At 64.7% G+C, this 15,909-nt stretch carries 11 protein-coding genes; 8 read left to right on the forward strand and 3 right to left on the reverse strand.

Annotated elements, in window-relative coordinates; genetic code table 11:
- Positions 1-124: 124 nt before the first annotated feature.
- The 4 genes from U1701_RS12935 to U1701_RS12950 all read left to right on the forward strand — a co-directional run bounded on the left by U1701_RS12935 (position 125) and on the right by U1701_RS12950 (position 5,772).
- Positions 125-397, forward strand: coding sequence for a helix-turn-helix domain-containing protein (locus tag U1701_RS12935; protein WP_332782972.1), 273 nt, complete (start codon positions 125-127; stop codon positions 395-397).
- Entirely contained in the window at positions 397-3,396 is a 3,000-nt protein-coding gene (locus U1701_RS12940) for a glycosyl hydrolase family 28-related protein (protein ID WP_332782973.1), read from the forward strand. Before U1701_RS12935 ends, U1701_RS12940 begins: the two co-directional genes overlap by 1 nt.
- A gap of 257 nt (positions 3,397-3,653) precedes the next feature.
- Positions 3,654-4,652 (forward strand): sensor histidine kinase, encoded by a 999-nt coding sequence (locus tag U1701_RS12945; protein WP_332782974.1) that lies wholly within the window; start codon positions 3,654-3,656, stop codon positions 4,650-4,652.
- Between the two features lie 124 nt (positions 4,653-4,776).
- Complete coding sequence (locus tag U1701_RS12950; protein WP_332782975.1) at positions 4,777-5,772, forward strand: alpha/beta hydrolase; 996 nt, start codon at positions 4,777-4,779, stop codon at positions 5,770-5,772.
- A gap of 70 nt (positions 5,773-5,842) precedes the next feature.
- Here U1701_RS12950 and U1701_RS12955 read toward each other — a convergent pair whose 3' ends face one another.
- Positions 5,843-8,302 (reverse strand): TonB-dependent receptor, encoded by a 2,460-nt coding sequence (locus U1701_RS12955; protein WP_332783061.1) that lies wholly within the window; start codon positions 8,300-8,302, stop codon positions 5,843-5,845.
- 102 nt (positions 8,303-8,404) lie between these two features.
- Positions 8,405-10,981, reverse strand: coding sequence for an outer membrane protein assembly factor BamA (gene bamA / locus U1701_RS12960; RefSeq protein ID WP_443026050.1), 2,577 nt, complete (start codon positions 10,979-10,981; stop codon positions 8,405-8,407).
- Positions 10,982-11,197: 216 nt separating this feature from the next.
- On the opposite strand from bamA, the gene U1701_RS12965 reads away from it, so the two are divergent.
- From U1701_RS12965 to U1701_RS12980, 4 genes are all read left to right on the forward strand, one after another.
- The gene (locus U1701_RS12965; protein ID WP_332782976.1) at positions 11,198-11,524 is read left to right on the forward strand and encodes a hypothetical protein; all 327 of its coding nucleotides are present in this window, start codon (positions 11,198-11,200) and stop codon (positions 11,522-11,524) included.
- Positions 11,521-11,670 carry a hypothetical protein gene (locus U1701_RS12970; protein WP_332782977.1) on the forward strand — a complete coding sequence of 50 codons (150 nt, stop codon included), beginning with the start codon at positions 11,521-11,523 and terminating at the stop codon, positions 11,668-11,670. Before U1701_RS12965 ends, U1701_RS12970 begins: the two co-directional genes overlap by 4 nt.
- Positions 11,671-11,912: 242 nt before the next feature.
- A complete protein-coding gene (locus U1701_RS12975; protein WP_332782978.1) occupies positions 11,913-14,705 on the forward strand; it encodes a TonB-dependent receptor in 2,793 nt (930 codons plus the stop codon).
- 344 nt (positions 14,706-15,049) lie between these two features.
- Positions 15,050-15,304 carry a hypothetical protein gene (locus U1701_RS12980; protein WP_332782979.1) on the forward strand — a complete coding sequence of 85 codons (255 nt, stop codon included), beginning with the start codon at positions 15,050-15,052 and terminating at the stop codon, positions 15,302-15,304.
- Between the two features lie 63 nt (positions 15,305-15,367).
- Here U1701_RS12980 and U1701_RS12985 read toward each other — a convergent pair whose 3' ends face one another.
- A complete protein-coding gene (locus U1701_RS12985) occupies positions 15,368-15,799 on the reverse strand; it encodes a tetratricopeptide repeat protein (RefSeq protein ID WP_332782980.1) in 432 nt (143 codons plus the stop codon).
- Positions 15,800-15,909: the final 110 nt, after the last annotated feature.

Below are 15,909 nucleotides of genomic sequence, written 5' to 3' on the forward strand. Positions count from 1 at the left end.
CCCTGAACCGGCGCGCCATACTCAAAACCTGTCCAACCGAATCCGGACCAACCGGGTCAGTGGACCAATATATCCAGAGGCCCGCGTCGCTCTACGCGACCACTCGGAACAGAGGAGGATGACCATGGGAGGAACCGGGGAACGGATTGGATCGGAGGCCAGCCGATCGCTGCCCGCGCAAGCGCCAGCGCTGGCCCCGCCGCGGCTGACGCCGACCCAGATCAAGGTGCTGCGGGGAGTGCATTCGGGACTGCTCAACAAGCAGATCGCCTACGATCTCGGCATCGCCGAGGCGACCGTGAAGGTCCATATGACCGCGTTGATGCGCAAACTGAACGTCCACAACCGGACGCAGGCCGCGATCGTCGCGGAGACGCTGTCGTTGCAGGCGCAGTGATGCGCGCATCATGGTTGCTGGGCGGCGCAGCGTTGCTGTTGCCCGTGCCGGCGTTCGCCGCCTCGACATCGGTCTATCGCACAGCGCCCAGCGACCCTCGTGCCGTGACGGTCAAGGGCGTTGGCGACGGCCGTGCCGACGACAGCGCCGCGATCCAGCAGGCGATCGATGCGGCGTCGGCGGGCGGGCATGGCGGTGTGGTGTTCCTGCCATCAGGCCGCTACCGGATCAGCCGCACCATCTTCGTGCGTTCCGCGGTGCGGATCTTCGGAGTCGGGCCGACCCGCCCGGAGATCGCGCTCGGCGACAACAGCGCGGGGTTCGGATCGGGCGTCGCTGCGATGGTCAGCTTCACCGGCGAGGACCAGTACCGCGTCGGCAAGGCTCCCGTGCCGCCACCCACCAGCGTGCCGTTCGACCCGAGCATCTTCGACGCGACCTCGAGCACCTTCTACTCGGCGCTGTCGAACGTCGATTTCCGCATCGGCGCGGGGAATGCCGGCGCCGTGGCGGTGCGGTTTCGCGTCGCGCAGCACGGCTATATCCGCCACGCCGACTTCCATATCGGCTCGGGGCTCGCGGGCGTCTATCAGGCGGGCAATGAATTCGAGGACCTGAAGTTCTTCGGTGGCCGCTACGGCATCGTCTCGGAAAAGACCTCGCCGGCGTGGCAGTTCACGCTGATCGACTCCGACTTTGACGGCCAGCGCGATGCGGCGATCCGCGAGCATGAGGTCGACCTGACGCTGGTCAACGTCGCGTTCCGCAACGCGCCGGTCGGGATCGAGATCGATCGCGGCTATTCCGACTCGCTCTGGGGCAAGGACGTCCGGTTCGAGAATATCGCCCAAGCCGGCGTCGTCGTGTCGGCGGAAAACAGCGTCTTCACGCAGATCGGGTTCGACAATGCGGTCGCGGCAAACACCCCGACCTTCGTGCGCTTCCGCGACAGCGGCAAGACGATCGCGGGGGCAGGCGCGCGCTACCGTGTCAGCGACTTTTCCTACGGCCTGAAACTCACCGGTCTCGGTACGATCGGCGATTATGCCACCGACATTGCGATGGCGCCACTCGGCCGCCTGCCGGTACGCCCCAAGCCGGCGATCCGCGCCTTGCCGCCGGTGCGCGACTGGGTCGACGTCCGCAGCCTGGGCGTCAAGGGCGACGACGCCACCGACGATACCGCCGCGCTGCAGCGCGCGATCGACACGCACCGCGTGCTCTACCTGCCGACCGGTCGCTACCGCGTCACCGATACGCTGAAGCTTCGCCCCGACAGCGTGCTGATCGCGCTGCATCCGAGCCTGACGCACCTCTATCTACCCGACGAGACGCCTGCCTATATGGGCGTCGGCGGCGCCAAGGCGTTGCTGCAAAGCGCCAAGGGCGGCGACGCAATCGTCTCCGGACTCGGGCTGTGGACCGGTGGGGTGAACCCGCGCGCGACCGCGCTGCTGTGGAAGGCGGGCGCGGCGTCGATGGTCAACGACGTCAAGATCCAGGGCGGCGGCGGCACCGTGCTGACCAAGGGCAGCCCGATCGGCTTCGGCGATCCGCGCGCGCGCTTCGACGGGCAATATCCGAGCATCTGGGTGACCGATGGCGGCGGCGGCACTTTCGCGGCACTGTGGTCGCCCAACACGCTGGCATCGGCCGGCTTCTACGTGTCGAACACCAAGACGCCTGGGCATGTGTACCAGCTGTCGGCGGAGCATCATTATCGCGCCGAAATCGTACTCGACCATGTCGAGAATTGGGAGTTCCTGGCGCCGCAGACCGAGCAGGAGGTGCGCGATGGCGTCAACGCGATCTCGACCGAAATGCGCCATTCCCGCAACATCCTGTTCGCCAACTATCACGGCTACCGCGTGACGCGCTCGGCGAAACCGATGGATGCCGCGATCAAGCTCTACGCGTCGGGCGACATCCGTTTCCGCAACGTTCATGTGAACGCCGAGAGCGGCTTCGCGAGTTGCGACGCGAAGGGCTGCGGCACATATCTGCGCGCCAGCAAATACCCGTTCGAGAATGCGATCCTCGACGTGACGCGCCAACAGCAAGTGCGCGAGCGCGAATTTGCGAGACTCGATGTGCCGGCGGCACCAGCAGTAGCGGCAACGCGGTCGGGCGTTCCGGTATCGGCAGGGGTCGAAAAACTCGCGGACGGCTTTTATTCGATCGCGGGCGGCGCTGTCGATGCGGCGGGCAAGCTGTACTTCATCGACCGCGAGTTCCAGCGCATCCATGGCTGGTCGAAGGCGGAGGGGCTGTCGATCGTCGCCGATGCGCCGCTCGACGCGGTCAATCTGGCGGTCGACCGTTCGGGCAAGCTGCTGGTCCTGTCGTCGGCAGGGCGCGACGGCACCGTGTTCAGCATCGACCCGGCCAAACCCGATGAAGTGTCAGTCATTCTACCGACACCGTCGAAACCGCGGCGCACTGCGGCGACGGTGCTGCCGGTGAACGTGTGGGCGAACGGCGAATTCGCCGATCGCATCGACCCAACGACCTATCAGTTTCCGACGATGGCGGATTTCTTCACCCAGAAGATGGGTGAGGCCAAGCCGCAGGATTATGTCTCGCCCGACGGTTCGCTGGCGCTGCCCGCGTTCCGCGTGTGGAATCAGGGGCCGGACGATCACCAGGGTTGGCGTTGGTCGGACACGCTCGACGCGCATGGTTTCGTCGCGGCGAAACCTGGCGACCGCGTCGTCCTCACCAACGAATCGGAGAACCGCACCGATAGCGGTGTGGTCGGCGATCATGGCCGGGTTACCGACCTTAAAGTCGTCGCCGAGCGCGGCGGCGAGAGCGTGGCGCGCGACGCAGCGGGCCGGCTGTACGTCGCCAACGGGCAGGTCTTCGTCTACGCCTCCGATGGTGCGCTACTCCGTCGCATCGACGTCCCCGATCGGCCGCTGCAACTCGTGGTTGGCGGAAGCGACGGGCGGACGCTCTTCATTCTGACGCATCACGCGCTTTACGCGACGGGCATCTAATGGTGTGAGGCGGGTATCGCCCGTCAGCCTGCGACCTTCTCGAAGCGATCGTGCAGGGGAGGGAGGCGCTGTCGATGCACGCTGAAGGTCGACGTCGCCCCGGCACCGGGGAGCGCGGCGGCTGCCGCCACTGATCATTCGACTGGCCGGCGCGACGGGAACGCGCTTTGCAACGGATGCGGATTGCCGCGAGACGTTGCCAACGCGGCACGACGGCGCCACGTAGCCGAGACCAGTCGAACAAGGGAATGGATCGCATGACCGGCAAGCAACCGCAGACCTCGGAATGGCCGGCGGATCACATGCGGCTCGCCGTCACGGCGGCCGGTGCGTCCTTGTGGGCGTGGAACGTCGACGACGACACACTGGTGATGGACGAGCGCGGGTTTGAACTGTGGGGGATCGCGCCGAGCGATTCGGTGACGTTCGAAGAACTATCGTCGCATATCCACCCCGCCGATCGGGATCGCGTGCGCCACGCGTTCGCCGCGACGCGCGCGATGCTCGGCGCCTATGAAACCGATTTCCGCATCCTCGTCGGCGACGAGGTTCGGTGGATCGCGGCGCGTGGGAAAGGCGACGACAGCGGGATCGTCGATCGGACCATGTTCGGCATCTTCCTTGACGTGACCGGTCGCAAGCAGGCCGAGGAGGGCAATGAGCTGCTGGCCGGCGAAATGAGCCACCGCGTCAAGAACCTGCTGGGCATCGCGTCGGGACTGACCGCGCTCACCTCGCGATCGGCCGACAGTATTGGTGAGATGGCGCGCGATCTGACGGGCCGGCTGGCGGCGCTCGGCCGCGCGCACGACCTGGTTCGTCCGCTTTCGTCGGGGCAAGGCGGCGCGGCACTGCTCGGCGATCTCCTGTCGATCCTGTTGGCGCCCTATGACGACCTCGGCGCATTCAAGGGACGGATCCGGGTTGCAGTCGAGCGCATCGGCGTCGGCGAGACCTCGGCGACGGGGCTGGCGCTGGTCATTCACGAGCTTGCGACCAATTCGATGAAGTACGGCGCGTTGTCCGCGCCGGCAGGCACGCTGGACGTCAGCAGCGAGACCAGCGGCGACAGCATCGTCGTGACCTGGCTGGAACGCGGCGGGCCCGAGGTCGAAGCACCCGGCGGACCCAGCGGCTACGGCAGCGAGCTGGTGCGACGCAGCGTTGCAAGCCTGGGCGGAACGATCCACTATGACTGGAGCGACGCCGGCCTCATCGTCACCATCTCGCTGACGCGATCGCGGCTCAGCGACTGAGATTGGCCACAGCGCTGCAATGCGTTCGCCGCGCGATCGATTGTAGCCGGTTAGGGGCGAAGGCTTGCTCCGCAGCCGGTTGCGCGTCACGGTCGCTGACCCGGAGAACAAGCGAAGGTAGCGCATGACCGATTTTCCAAGCTCCGACACGCGGATCGGCCGCCGGTCGTTTATCGCCGGCGCAACGGGTCTGGCGAGCCTGGGGGTCGCCGCGAGCGCGCAGCAACTACCCACGCTGCCGCCGATCCCGGCCGCTTGGACGGATGCAGAACACCTGCCTCTATGGCCCGATGGACCGCCGACCGGCGGCTTCCGCGCCAAGCCGCTTCCCGCCGGTTATCCTGCTCCCTGGGTCCGCAATATCGACCGGCCGATGCTGCGCGTGTTCCGGCCGGAGAAGCCCAACGGCCGCGCGCTGCTGTCGATTCCCGGCGGCGCCTACACGTTCGTCTCGATCCTCAACGAAGGCGTCGATATCGCGCGAGCGATGACCGCGCGCGGGTACACCGTGTTCGTGCTGACCTATCGCCTGCCCGACGAAGGCTGGGTCGGGCGCGACGATGTGCCGCTACAGGATGCGCAGCGCGCGGTGCGCGTCATTCGGGCGAATGCCAAGCGGTACGGCTTTGATCCGGAGGCCGTCGCGGCGGTCGGCTTCTCGGCGGGCGGGCATCTTGGCGCGTCGCTGGCGACGGCGTTCGCTGAGCCGGTGTATCGACCGCGCGACGCCACCGATGCGCTGGCCGCGCGGCCTGCAGCGATGGGGCTGATCTATCCGGTGATCAGCGTTACCGCGCCGGTCACGCATCCCGAGTCCGCGCTTCGCCTCTTGGGACCGGCGCCGACGGCCGATCTGATCGCGCGCCGTTCGCCGGCGCAACACGTGACCGCGCAGACGCCACCGATCTTCCTCGTCCACGCGCTCGACGACGGCGCGGTGCCGGTCGAGAACAGCATGATCATGCTCCGCGCGCTGCAGGCGGCCAAACGCCCGGTCGAACTCCATCTGTTCGAAGAGGGTGGTCACGGCTTCGGCCTCGGGCGGCCGGACCAGCCGTGCGGCCAATGGTCGCAGCTGTTCGCCACCTGGCTCGATCGTCATCTTCCCGCGGTGCGTTGAGAACCGCCCCCGGATGATGTGACGCGACGACCGATGGAAACGAGGGGCGGCATCGCCACCCCCCGTGGCGTTAGAACCCCATGTTGAAGGTCGCCGACACCGCGCGCGGCGCGCCGATCTGCGCATAGGTCAGCGCGTTGGTCGCGCTGGTGCCGCTGAAGCCGCCGACATAGAGTTTGTCGAACAGGTTGGTGACGTTCAGCTGCAGGAAGGTCTGGTCGTTCAGGCCGAGCGGCTTGAGCGACACGCGTGCGTCGAGATTGACGAGCGTATAGGCCGGCGCCTTCGCCCCATAGACCTGCACGCCGCCGATCACGACCGGCAGGTTCTGATCGTTGACGTAGCGTGCACCTGTGCGCTTGGCCTCGATGCCGATCCGGACCGGGCCGGCATCGCCCTCGGCGCGGCCGCCGAAGGTGTAGTTGGGGGCGCCCGCTTCGCGCTTGCCGGCGGTGAGGTAGGTGGTTGTCGCCGTCGCCTGGACGTCGTCGAGGATCTTCGACTTCAGGTACGAGCCGAACGCGTAGAGCGTCAGCTGGTCGACGGGGCGGTAGCTGATGCTCCCGTCGACACCGTATTTGTGGACGGTGCCGAGGTTGCGGTAGATCGTCGTGTTGGTCTCGAGATCGTAGGACGAGGCCAGGCGGTCGTGGAACACCGTGTACCAGCCCGAGGCCTGGGCCTGGAACCGGCCCTGTTGATAGCGCAGGCCGAGATCGAAATTGTCGGTGGTCTCGGGGCTCGCCGCCTTGGCGCCGGTCGTGCCCGGCGCATAATAAAAGGCATTGTAGAGATTGTCGGTGCCCGGCACCTGCATGCCCTTCGAATAATTGCCGAAGATCGCGAAGGGGGCGGCGATCTGATAAACCACGCCGGCGCTCGGCAGGACTCGGCTATAGTCGAAGACGCGGTTTTGCGGGCCCTGATAGTTCGGGTAGGCGGCGGCGATGATCGCGTCGGTCGCTGCGTTCTGGCCCGAACAGATCAGCGCACCCGATGCGCTGGTCGTGAAGCAATAATTGGTCAGGTCGCGCTTGAAGAACGGAACGCGCACGCCGCCCGTCACGGTCAGCTTGCTGTCGAAGAAGCGCCCGCGATATTCGCCGAACCCCTGGTTGAGGATCGCCTTGGAGAAGCGGTCGCGCTTCTGCAGCGCCGTGCCGGTGGCATCGAGCAGCGCGTCGGTGCTGGGGAACGGTGTCGTCGCCAGGCCATTGGCGTTGATCGTGGTCAGCTCGCCGGTTTGGCGATGGCGGCCGTAATCGAGGCTGTAGCCGACCCGAACGGTCTGCGTATCGCTGAAGTCGTAGCGCAGGCCGAGGTTGAGGAGATAGCGGTTGGTCTCGGTCGTGCTCGGCGCGCTGACGATGACCGCGTCGCGGGTGTCGCCGTCACCGTTGAGGTCGACGCCACCGAAATAGGGCGTGCTGCCGACATAGCCGGCGACCGACTGCCCGCCGATCGTGGTCGAGCCCTCCTGTGCAGTCGCGGTGCCGCCGCCATTGGCCAGCGTATGGGAATAGGCCGCGTCGACCGTCGCGGTCAGCTTGTCGGAAAGCGTGAAGCGCGAATTGAGCCGCAGGTTCGCGGTCTTGGACGGGTTGTAGCGATAGTCATAGGCGGTCAGGCCGCACGCCACGCCGGCGCTGCTGACGCAGTTGCCGACATCGTAGAAGCGCTCGTCCTTGGTCTGCGGGAAGCGGTTGCCCGAGCCCGTGCCGACGTTGACGCCGGTGTTGCTGAGCGGAACCGAGCCGAAGAAGTTGTTGATGTTGCGGTTGTAATGGCCGGCGAGCGAGATGAAGTCGCCGTTGCTGCCGATCGGCTGATAGATTTTGGCATTGATCTGCGTCTTGTCGATCTTGCCGGCGTCGGTGAAGACGACGTCGTTGGTCGACTTGCTCGCCGATATGAACGCGCGCGTGCCGAACTTGGTGAACACGCCGGTGTCGACGACGCCGAAGACGCGCATGAAATCATAGTCGCCGGCCGAACCCGCGACGTTGACATGGAAATCCTCGGACGGGATGCGGGTGGTGTAGTTGACCGTCGATCCGGTGGCCGACGCGCTGGGGCTGTCGACGTCGGTCGAGCCCAGGCTGACGGTGACCTGGCCGATCAGTTCGGGATCGAGCTGCTGGTTCGAATAGATGGCGTAGTTACCGGTGTCGTTGAGCGGGAAGCCGTCCCACATCTGCGACACGCGGCTGCCGTCGAAACCGCGGATGCTGAGCGTGCCGCCGGCCGAGCCATAGGGATCGTTGTTCTGGAAGCTGACGCCCGGCAGCATGTTGATCGTGTCGTTGATCGACTGGCCCGGCGTCTCGTGCTGGATGAAGGTGGCGTCGAGCGCGACCTTGGCCTTGGACGTGGCCGGCAACACCACCCCGCCCACCCCGGCGTCGGCGGTCTTGCCGGTAATCACGATCTCGTCAAAGTCGCGCGTGCTGGTCGATTGCGCGGACGCCGGCGACGCCACGATGCACAAGGAGCAGCCCCAAAGCGCCCGCTTGAACGATACTATGCCCATGTAACTTGCCCCGAATAACGCGGCGTCCTGCACGCCGCTCGGGTGGGGCCGGTGGACGTGGGCCATGTCTGCGATATGTCCGGCTTTGTATCAGTGACGCGATCAGAACTGCGTGCCGATGTTAAAGGTAATCAGTTTGCTGTCGTCGCCAGGTTCCTTCAGTAGCGCCTTCGCCAGGTCGAGCCGCAGCGGGCCGAACGGCGAGGTCCAGTTGACCCCGATGCCGACCGACAGGCGCGGGCTTGGCGAATTGCCCGAATAGGTCTCGCGGTATGTCCCGAGGGAATAGGTGTAGGCAGTGCCGGTATTGACGGTCGTGCTGGCGCCGGTGCTGTCCAGGTACAGCAATTCGCCCGCGCTGTTGGTGTATTGCCGGGTGCCCGCGACGCACGCCGTACCCGCCGCGATCGCCGTGGCGCAGGTGTCGGTCAGCGTCGGCGACGTGCCGCCGAACACCGCACCGACGTCCATATAGATCGAAGGCTTCAATCCCAACTCGCGCGCGCCCGACCCCATCGGCAGTTCGAGCTCCAGCCGCGCCTGGTAATAGGCGGTGCCGCCGAGCGCGGTCTGGGTGTTGCTGCTGCTGTCGGCTGACAGCGTCGCGGGGATCGTAGAGGTGTCGTAATAGGTCCGCGTGACACGGGGGCCCACGCCGCGGATATCGAATCCACGCATTTGGGGGTCACCCAGATAGAAGCGATCGGTCAGCCGCACGTCCTGACCGAGGCCCTTGATGTAACCGCCTTCGGCATGCGCGGTCGCGATGAAGTTCGATCCGAGATCGAAATATTTGGACGCGTTGGCGGTGGTGCGCAGATATTTGGTGTCGCCGCCGAGCCCCGCGAAATCCTGGCTCAGCGAAAATTTGCTGCCCTTGGTCGGTCGTAACCGGCTGTTGGTGCTGTCATAGACCAGCGAATAGCCGATCGACGACGTCCAGCGGTTGCCGACCGCGTCGCACAGATACTGGCCCGCCAGCGCCGCGTCGCAGGTGCCGTTGGTGTAATAGGTGTCGGGGTCGAGCGTCACCTGGTCATAGGACAAGCCATAGCGCGTGGTCGCCGACCAATATTCGTTGAGGGGGACCGCCGCGCGCAGCTGGAAGCCGGTCGAGATTTGTTCGTAAGTGTTGCTGTCGGTGTCGCCGGTGCTGCTGTACGAGCTATAGTCGCGGCGGAAGATGTCGCCGCCGAGGGCGATGTTCTTGTCGAACAGATAGGGCTCGGTAAAGCCAAGATTGACCGACTTGGAATAGCTCGAATAATTGATCCCGGCGCGCAGCTCCTGACCCATCCCGCGGAAATTGCGCTGCGTGATGTTGGCCGAGAGGATCATTTTCTCCAGGCTCGAATAGCCCGCGGACAGCTGGAGCTCGCCTGAGGACTTCTCCTGCAGCGGCAGGTCGAGAACGACGCGGTCGGGCGCCGATCCGGGGGTCTGCTTGATCTCCATCTTGTCCTGGAAATAGCCGAGGCTGTTGATCCGATCTTGCGAGCGCTTGACCTGGAAGCTGTTGAACGCGTCACCCTCCGCGACGCGGAATTCGCGGCGGACGACCTTGTCTTGGGTCTGCGTGTTGCCGTTGATCTCGATGCGCTCGACAAAGGTGCGCTTGGCTTCGGCGATGTTAAAGTTGATCCCCATCGTCAGGGTATCGGCGTCTTTCTGGAATTCCGGGTTCACCTCGGTGAAGGCGTAGCCGAACAGCCCCGCGGTCTGGCTCAGCGAGTCGACCGAGTCCTCGACTAGCTTGGCGTTGTACCAGTCGCCCTTCTTGAGCGGCAGGGTCGCGGCGAGCTTGGTGTTGTCGAACTCGCGGATTTGGCTGTCCACCGTGACGTCGCCGAACTTGTAGCGTTTCCCCTCCTCGACGACATAGGTGATAATGAAGTCGCGCTTGTCCGGCGTGAGTTCGGCGACCGCAGAGGTCACGCGGAAATCGGCGTAGCCCTGCGTCAGGTAGAATTGGCGCAGCTTCTGCTGGTCGTAGCTCAGCCGATCCTGATCATAGCTGGTTGCCGACGACAGCAATCGGAACGCGCGCGCCTGTTTGGTCGCCATCTGCCCGCGAATTGCGTCGGCGGAGAACACCGTGTTGCCGATGATGTTGATCTGGCGGACCTTTGACTTCGGCCCCTCGTTGATCTCGAACACCACGTCGACGCGGTTCTGGTCGAGGGTGACCATCTTGGGATCGACCGCCGCGGCGAAACGCCCCTGGCGGCGATACAGTTCGATGATCCGGGCGATATCCTGACGCACCGCGGTGCGCGTGAAGATCTGGCGCGGGGCGAGCTTGATCTCTTTCGTGATCTTGTCGACTTTCAGCGCCTTGTTGCCCTCCAGGATCACGCGGTTGATGATCGGATTCTCGCGGACGCGCAGCACGATGTTGCCGTCCGCCACACCCGAAATCGCATAATCCGTGAACAGATCGCTGGCCTGTAGGTCCTTCAGCGCCTGGTCGAGCGTCTCTGTCGTATAAGCGATGCCAACGCGTAGCTTGGTGTAGCTGAGCGCCGTTTCGGGCTCGATCCGCTGTGCGCCTTCGACGCGCAGGGTCTTGATGACGCGCGCTGCGGCCTCGGTGCCCGTCGTCGGCGGCGCGGCCTGTGCCGGGGCGGCGAGGCCGATCATGGCGAGCGCCATGGGTCCAGCGCTGAAGTCGAATGTCATGCCTGCGTCTCCGGGGTGAGCGGAGGCCCTTCGCGGCGCGATGTTTCCCTGGAATGTTCCCGTATGTCCGTCGCATGGCAGTGCGGACACACGGCGGCGGGCGGAGCTTCGATGTGTCTGCGCAGTGGATCGGGGGAAATGTCCCGGACATTCGGCGCGATCAGGGAGGATGCCGCGCACCACCCTGCCGTGCGCACCTGCGTGAAGGAGTAGCATATGCGTGTCGCCATCAAGGGCGTTCCAGCGTCCGAACCCGATCCTGCACCAGCCTTGCCCGCGCTGATCGACAACCCGTTCGCGCCGGAGATCTTCGCGACCGGCTTTGCGGGACTGGCGAACCTCAACGGCGTGATCGTGCTGACGCTCGAAAGCGCGCGGTGCGATCATGCGCGCCAGCCACCGTCGGTGGACCGGGTCGTCGTCGGCCGTATCGTCCTCACCAGTGCGGCGGCGCAGGACCTGGTGGCGGGTCTCAACCAGTTCCTCGAACAGCAGGGGCTCAGCCCGACCAAGGCGCTCGCGGCGGGGGCGACGTTCCAATGAGCGACGGGAGCGGCTACTCCGCCATCCGCCAGCGCTGGACCATCGCGTTCGGGCTCCAGCCGCGTTCGCGCGGCACGCTCGTCTCGCCATTCGTGCCGCCGGCCGGCGCGATCCGCCCGAAGACGCTGCGGGTCGCGTTCGGGTGATACAGCGCCGCTTCCTTTTAGCGCGTGAAAGTCACCGTTGGGATATAATCGGTATCAAAGAGTGTCGACTATACAACAGGGTTAGATGATGACATTTCCATGACGTATTAACGATTGTCGAACGCCCGGCTCGACTGCAGACCTGAGCGACGGACCCGATCCGTATCGCATTCATCGACCGCAATACTGACGGTTGTGGCTCAGGGAGTAAGCGCATGCATCTCGATTTTCGAACGCGTCTTTTGGCGTCTACGCTTTTGCTCGGCGTGGCTGCGCCGGCGCTCGCGCAGACCGATCCGACGCCGGTCGGCGCGCAGGATCAGGCGGCCCCCGCTGCAGACGACGCGATCGTGGTCACGGGATCGCGCCTCGGCGGGCTGCAGCTCGATCAGGCGTCGCCGATCTCGGTGGTGAGCTCGCAGGAGATCGCGCTGTCGGGCCAGGTCAACGTCGAGAATATCGTCAAGGACCTGCCGCAGCTCGTCCCCAGCGTCACCAGCGCATCCAACAACCCGGGCGGCGGCGTGGCGACCGCGGATTTGCGCGGGTTGGGTTCGACGCGGACGCTCGTGCTGGTCAATGGCCGTCGGTACGTCGCCTATGATTCGAGCCAGATCGTCGATCTCAACACCATTCCGGCCGGGCTGATCGAGCGCGTCGATATCGTCACCGGTGGCCGGTCCGCGGTGTACGGGTCCGATGCGGTTGCGGGTGTCGTCAATTTCGTGATGAAGAAGGATTTCACCGGCGTTCAGGTCAATGCCAATTATCGCATCAACGAGCAGGGCGACGGCGGGACGTTCAACAGCAACATCCTGCTCGGCGGCAATTTCGCCGACGGTCGCGGCAATGCGACGCTCTATTTCGACTATACCAAGCGCGACGGCATCCTGCAGGGCAGCCGCGACTATTCGCGCCAGGCGCTGGTCGACGACGGGGCGGGCGGGCTGATCGCGGGCGGATCGGGATCGATCGAGGGCACGCGCTTCGCGATCGGTGGCGTCAATCGCAAGTTCGAGACCGACGGCAGCTACACGCCGTACAGTTCGGCGACCGACGCCTACAACTATGCGCCCTCCAATTACCTGCAGGTCCCGCAGAAGCGTTTCTTGATGAGCGCGCAGACCAACTACGAGGTGAGCAGCGCGTTCAACGTCTATGCCGAGGGGCAGCTGATCAACAACCGCGTCAAGAACCAGCTCGCGCCGACGCCGTTCACCGGATCGGTACAGCTCGACGCTGATTCCTCGTTCCTGTCGCCCAGCTCGCGCGCGCTGCTCGGCGGCCTCGACACCGACGGCGACGGCTACGTCACCTCGACCATCTATCGCCGCCTGACCGAGGTCGGCGCACGCATCTCCAGTACCGACAATACCGCCTATCGCGCGTTGCTCGGCGCCAATGGCGATATCGGCGGCGGCTGGAACTACGACGCCTATTACAGCTATTCAAAGACACGGTCGGTCGAGACACAGACCGGCAACGTCTCGCGCAGCCGCGTGCTGCAGGCGCTCAGGACCACCTATGATGCCAGCGGCAACCTGGTCTGCTCGGACACCAGCAACGGCTGCGTGCCGTTGAACATTTTCGGCGCGGGCAACATCAGCGATGCGGCCGCGTCGTTCATCTCGATCCCGACGCAGAACACCAGCACGATCAGCGAACAGGTCGCGAGCGCGTCGATCTCGAACAGGAGCCTGTTCGATCTGGGTGCAGGACCCGTCGGGATCGTGTTCGGTACTGAATATCGCAAGGAACACGGCAGCTATAATCCGGACTTCGCGCTGAGCAGCGGCGACGTCGTCGGCTTCAACGGCGGCGAAGGGCTCGGCGGCGGATATGACGTTAAGGAGGCTTATACCGAGGTCGCTGTGCCGTTGCTGGCGGACAAGCCGTTCTTCCACCGGCTCGAACTGAACGGCGCGTATCGCTACAGCTATTATTCGACCGCGGCGAAGTCGGTGAACACCTATTCGGGCGGCGCGGTCTGGTCGCCGATCCGCGACTTCAGCTTCCGCGGGCAATATTCGCGCGCGGTGCGGGCACCGACGGTCAACGACCTGTACAGCGGGGCGTCGCAGGATTTCCCGACCGCGACCGATCCGTGCACGACCGCAGTGGCCGTCACCAACACCAACCTCAACGCCAGCTGCCTCGCGTCGGGGGTACCCGCGGCGCTGCTCGGCACCGCCTATGACGGCGGCAGCACGCAGATCCAGACGATCAACGGCGGCAACCCGAACCTGCGCGAGGAGACGTCCGACACCTATACGGCGGGCATCGTGCTGCAGCCGAGCTTCCTGCGCGGCTTCTCGTTCACCGCGGATTACTACAAGATCAGCATCGCCAACTATATCTCGACCGCGGGTACCGCGAACCTGATCCGCGCGTGCTTCGGCGATGCGACCAACAACTACACGCCGTACAACACCAGCTATTGCTCGTCGCTGCCGCGCGACGCCAACAGCTATGCGATCACCGATGCGGAGAACGCGCTGTCCAACACCGGCGGCGTCAAGACCCGCGGGGTCGACTTCGAGGCGCGCTACACCACCGCACTCGGCTTCGGCGCGTTCGGCAACGACACCAGCCGGCTCGACCTGCGCTTCAGCGGCACGCGGCTGATCGCGTTCGACTATAACCCGGTGGCGGCGATCCCCGACCTGACGCTCAACTGCGCGGGCAAGTTCGGCGTGACCTGCGGCAATCCGTATTCGAAGTGGCGGCTGTCGGGCCGCGCGACCTATGCGACCGGGCCGATGACGGTGTCGGTGCTGTATCGCCACCTGTCGGCGGTGAACGACGACGACAGCACGACCACCTATGCGGTCGAAAAGATCAAGGCGTACAATTACTTCGATCTGACCGCGGCGTTCGAGGTGAAGCCGGGCTTCACCTGGTCGTTCGGCGTCAACAACCTGTTCGACAAGAGGCCGCCAATCCTGGGCGACAACCAGGAGCAGGCGAACACCTATCCGTCGACCTACGACCCGTACGGCCGCGCGTTCTTCATGAGCACGAGCGTCAAGTTCTGAGGCCGAGAGCGGCGGGGTCCACCCCGCAGCTCTCCGCGTGTCCGCGGCGCGGGGTCGGCGGCACGTCGTCGCACGCCCCGGGTCGCGGCAGGGGGTAAATCGGAAGTTGAGGAACTTCACGCTGCGCCCCCCCCCCCGATTGCGTCCCCAGCCGACGCTGCGGGGGCGATGGGTCGGGCAGGGAAGGGGGCATGCGGTGGGCCATGGCACCGGCTTGGCGCAACGCGTGCGTGTAGGACAGCGTGAAGTTACGGCTAACGCCCATACCCGGGCCTAGCTGGGTTGTTTCCTGATCCCGATAGCGGAGATTGCCGGGCCGTCGGCGTTGAGGCACGTTGCTGGACATGACCGATGCTCGCACGTTCCTAATCGACTGCCTTCAGCGCGTTATCGTTGGCAGCGACGTGACGAACGGCGACCTTGACGCCGCGATCGCGGATCCTGCCGGGTTGCGAGGTGCTGAACGTAGAGCATGGCATGGGCTGAGCTATTGGGCTGACGACGACGACATTCGCGAAAAGTACCCTGATTACGCACCCTCACGGAGGCAGCAGCTTGTTGGCCTGCTGGCCGACTTGAAGCGTGAGGATGGCCGCTAGCGCCCAGAAGTGGTCGTTGCCGACGCCGCAAGAAGAACCTGAAACCAGCCGATCAAACTTGTATTAAGAGAGGGGAAGCCACCCACGGATTAGCGACGGCGCACGCGTGCGCAACGCCTTCTCCAAAGATATGACCTTAGCCCCCTCGTTGCCGTTGATCGAGTTCAAGTAGTATTGACAATAGATTTCGATGTATTCTCCATGCGATGGATTTCGGGGCTTACTATTTTGAAGGGCAACGACGAATAGGCGCTGCGCTTCATCTCTGCGTCCAAGTATGAGGCTTACTGTAGCAAACAATGCATTATATTCAAAGTAATTCCTGCTACCTTTCGACATATTGCTTAGTCGGACGATAGCCTTATCAAAGCGCTTCTGACGATAGAGGCTAATCGCGCTTGCCCACAGAAGGGCATCTCTCAAACGGATGAACATCCCCTGCCCTTGATCCTGCTTAATTTTGCGTGGCTTGGCCCGAAAGCGGACCGTCTGCAATCCACCCTCCTTGCCCTTCCGCTTTTGGGGAGGGGCGCCGCAAACGGGCAAGGCACGTCTTCGTCCATCGTCGATCATCGCCGGCGGGGGTTTCGCGTTCGGAAACACGG

The sequence above is a fragment of the Sphingomonas rhamnosi genome (genome assembly GCF_036663615.1).
GTDB lineage: Bacteria > Pseudomonadota > Alphaproteobacteria > Sphingomonadales > Sphingomonadaceae > Sphingomonas.

Excerpts from the sequence above, each read along its gene's own strand:
- U1701_RS12980 (WP_332782979.1), top strand. The coding sequence starts at position 15,050 with ATGACCGATGCTCGCACGTTCCTAATCGACTGCCTTCAGCGCGTTATC.
- U1701_RS12950 (WP_332782975.1), top strand. The coding sequence starts at position 4,777 with ATGACCGATTTTCCAAGCTCCGACACGCGGATCGGCCGCCGGTCGTTT.
- U1701_RS12945 (WP_332782974.1), top strand. The coding sequence starts at position 3,654 with ATGACCGGCAAGCAACCGCAGACCTCGGAATGGCCGGCGGATCACATG.
- U1701_RS12935 (WP_332782972.1), top strand. The coding sequence starts at position 125 with ATGGGAGGAACCGGGGAACGGATTGGATCGGAGGCCAGCCGATCGCTG.
- U1701_RS12940 (WP_332782973.1), top strand. The coding sequence starts at position 397 with ATGCGCGCATCATGGTTGCTGGGCGGCGCAGCGTTGCTGTTGCCCGTG.
- U1701_RS12970 (WP_332782977.1), top strand. The coding sequence starts at position 11,521 with ATGAGCGACGGGAGCGGCTACTCCGCCATCCGCCAGCGCTGGACCATC.
- U1701_RS12965 (WP_332782976.1), top strand. The coding sequence starts at position 11,198 with ATGCGTGTCGCCATCAAGGGCGTTCCAGCGTCCGAACCCGATCCTGCA.
- U1701_RS12955 (WP_332783061.1), bottom strand. The coding sequence starts at position 8,302 with ATGGGCATAGTATCGTTCAAGCGGGCGCTTTGGGGCTGCTCCTTGTGC.
- bamA (WP_443026050.1), bottom strand. The coding sequence starts at position 10,981 with ATGACATTCGACTTCAGCGCTGGACCCATGGCGCTCGCCATGATCGGC.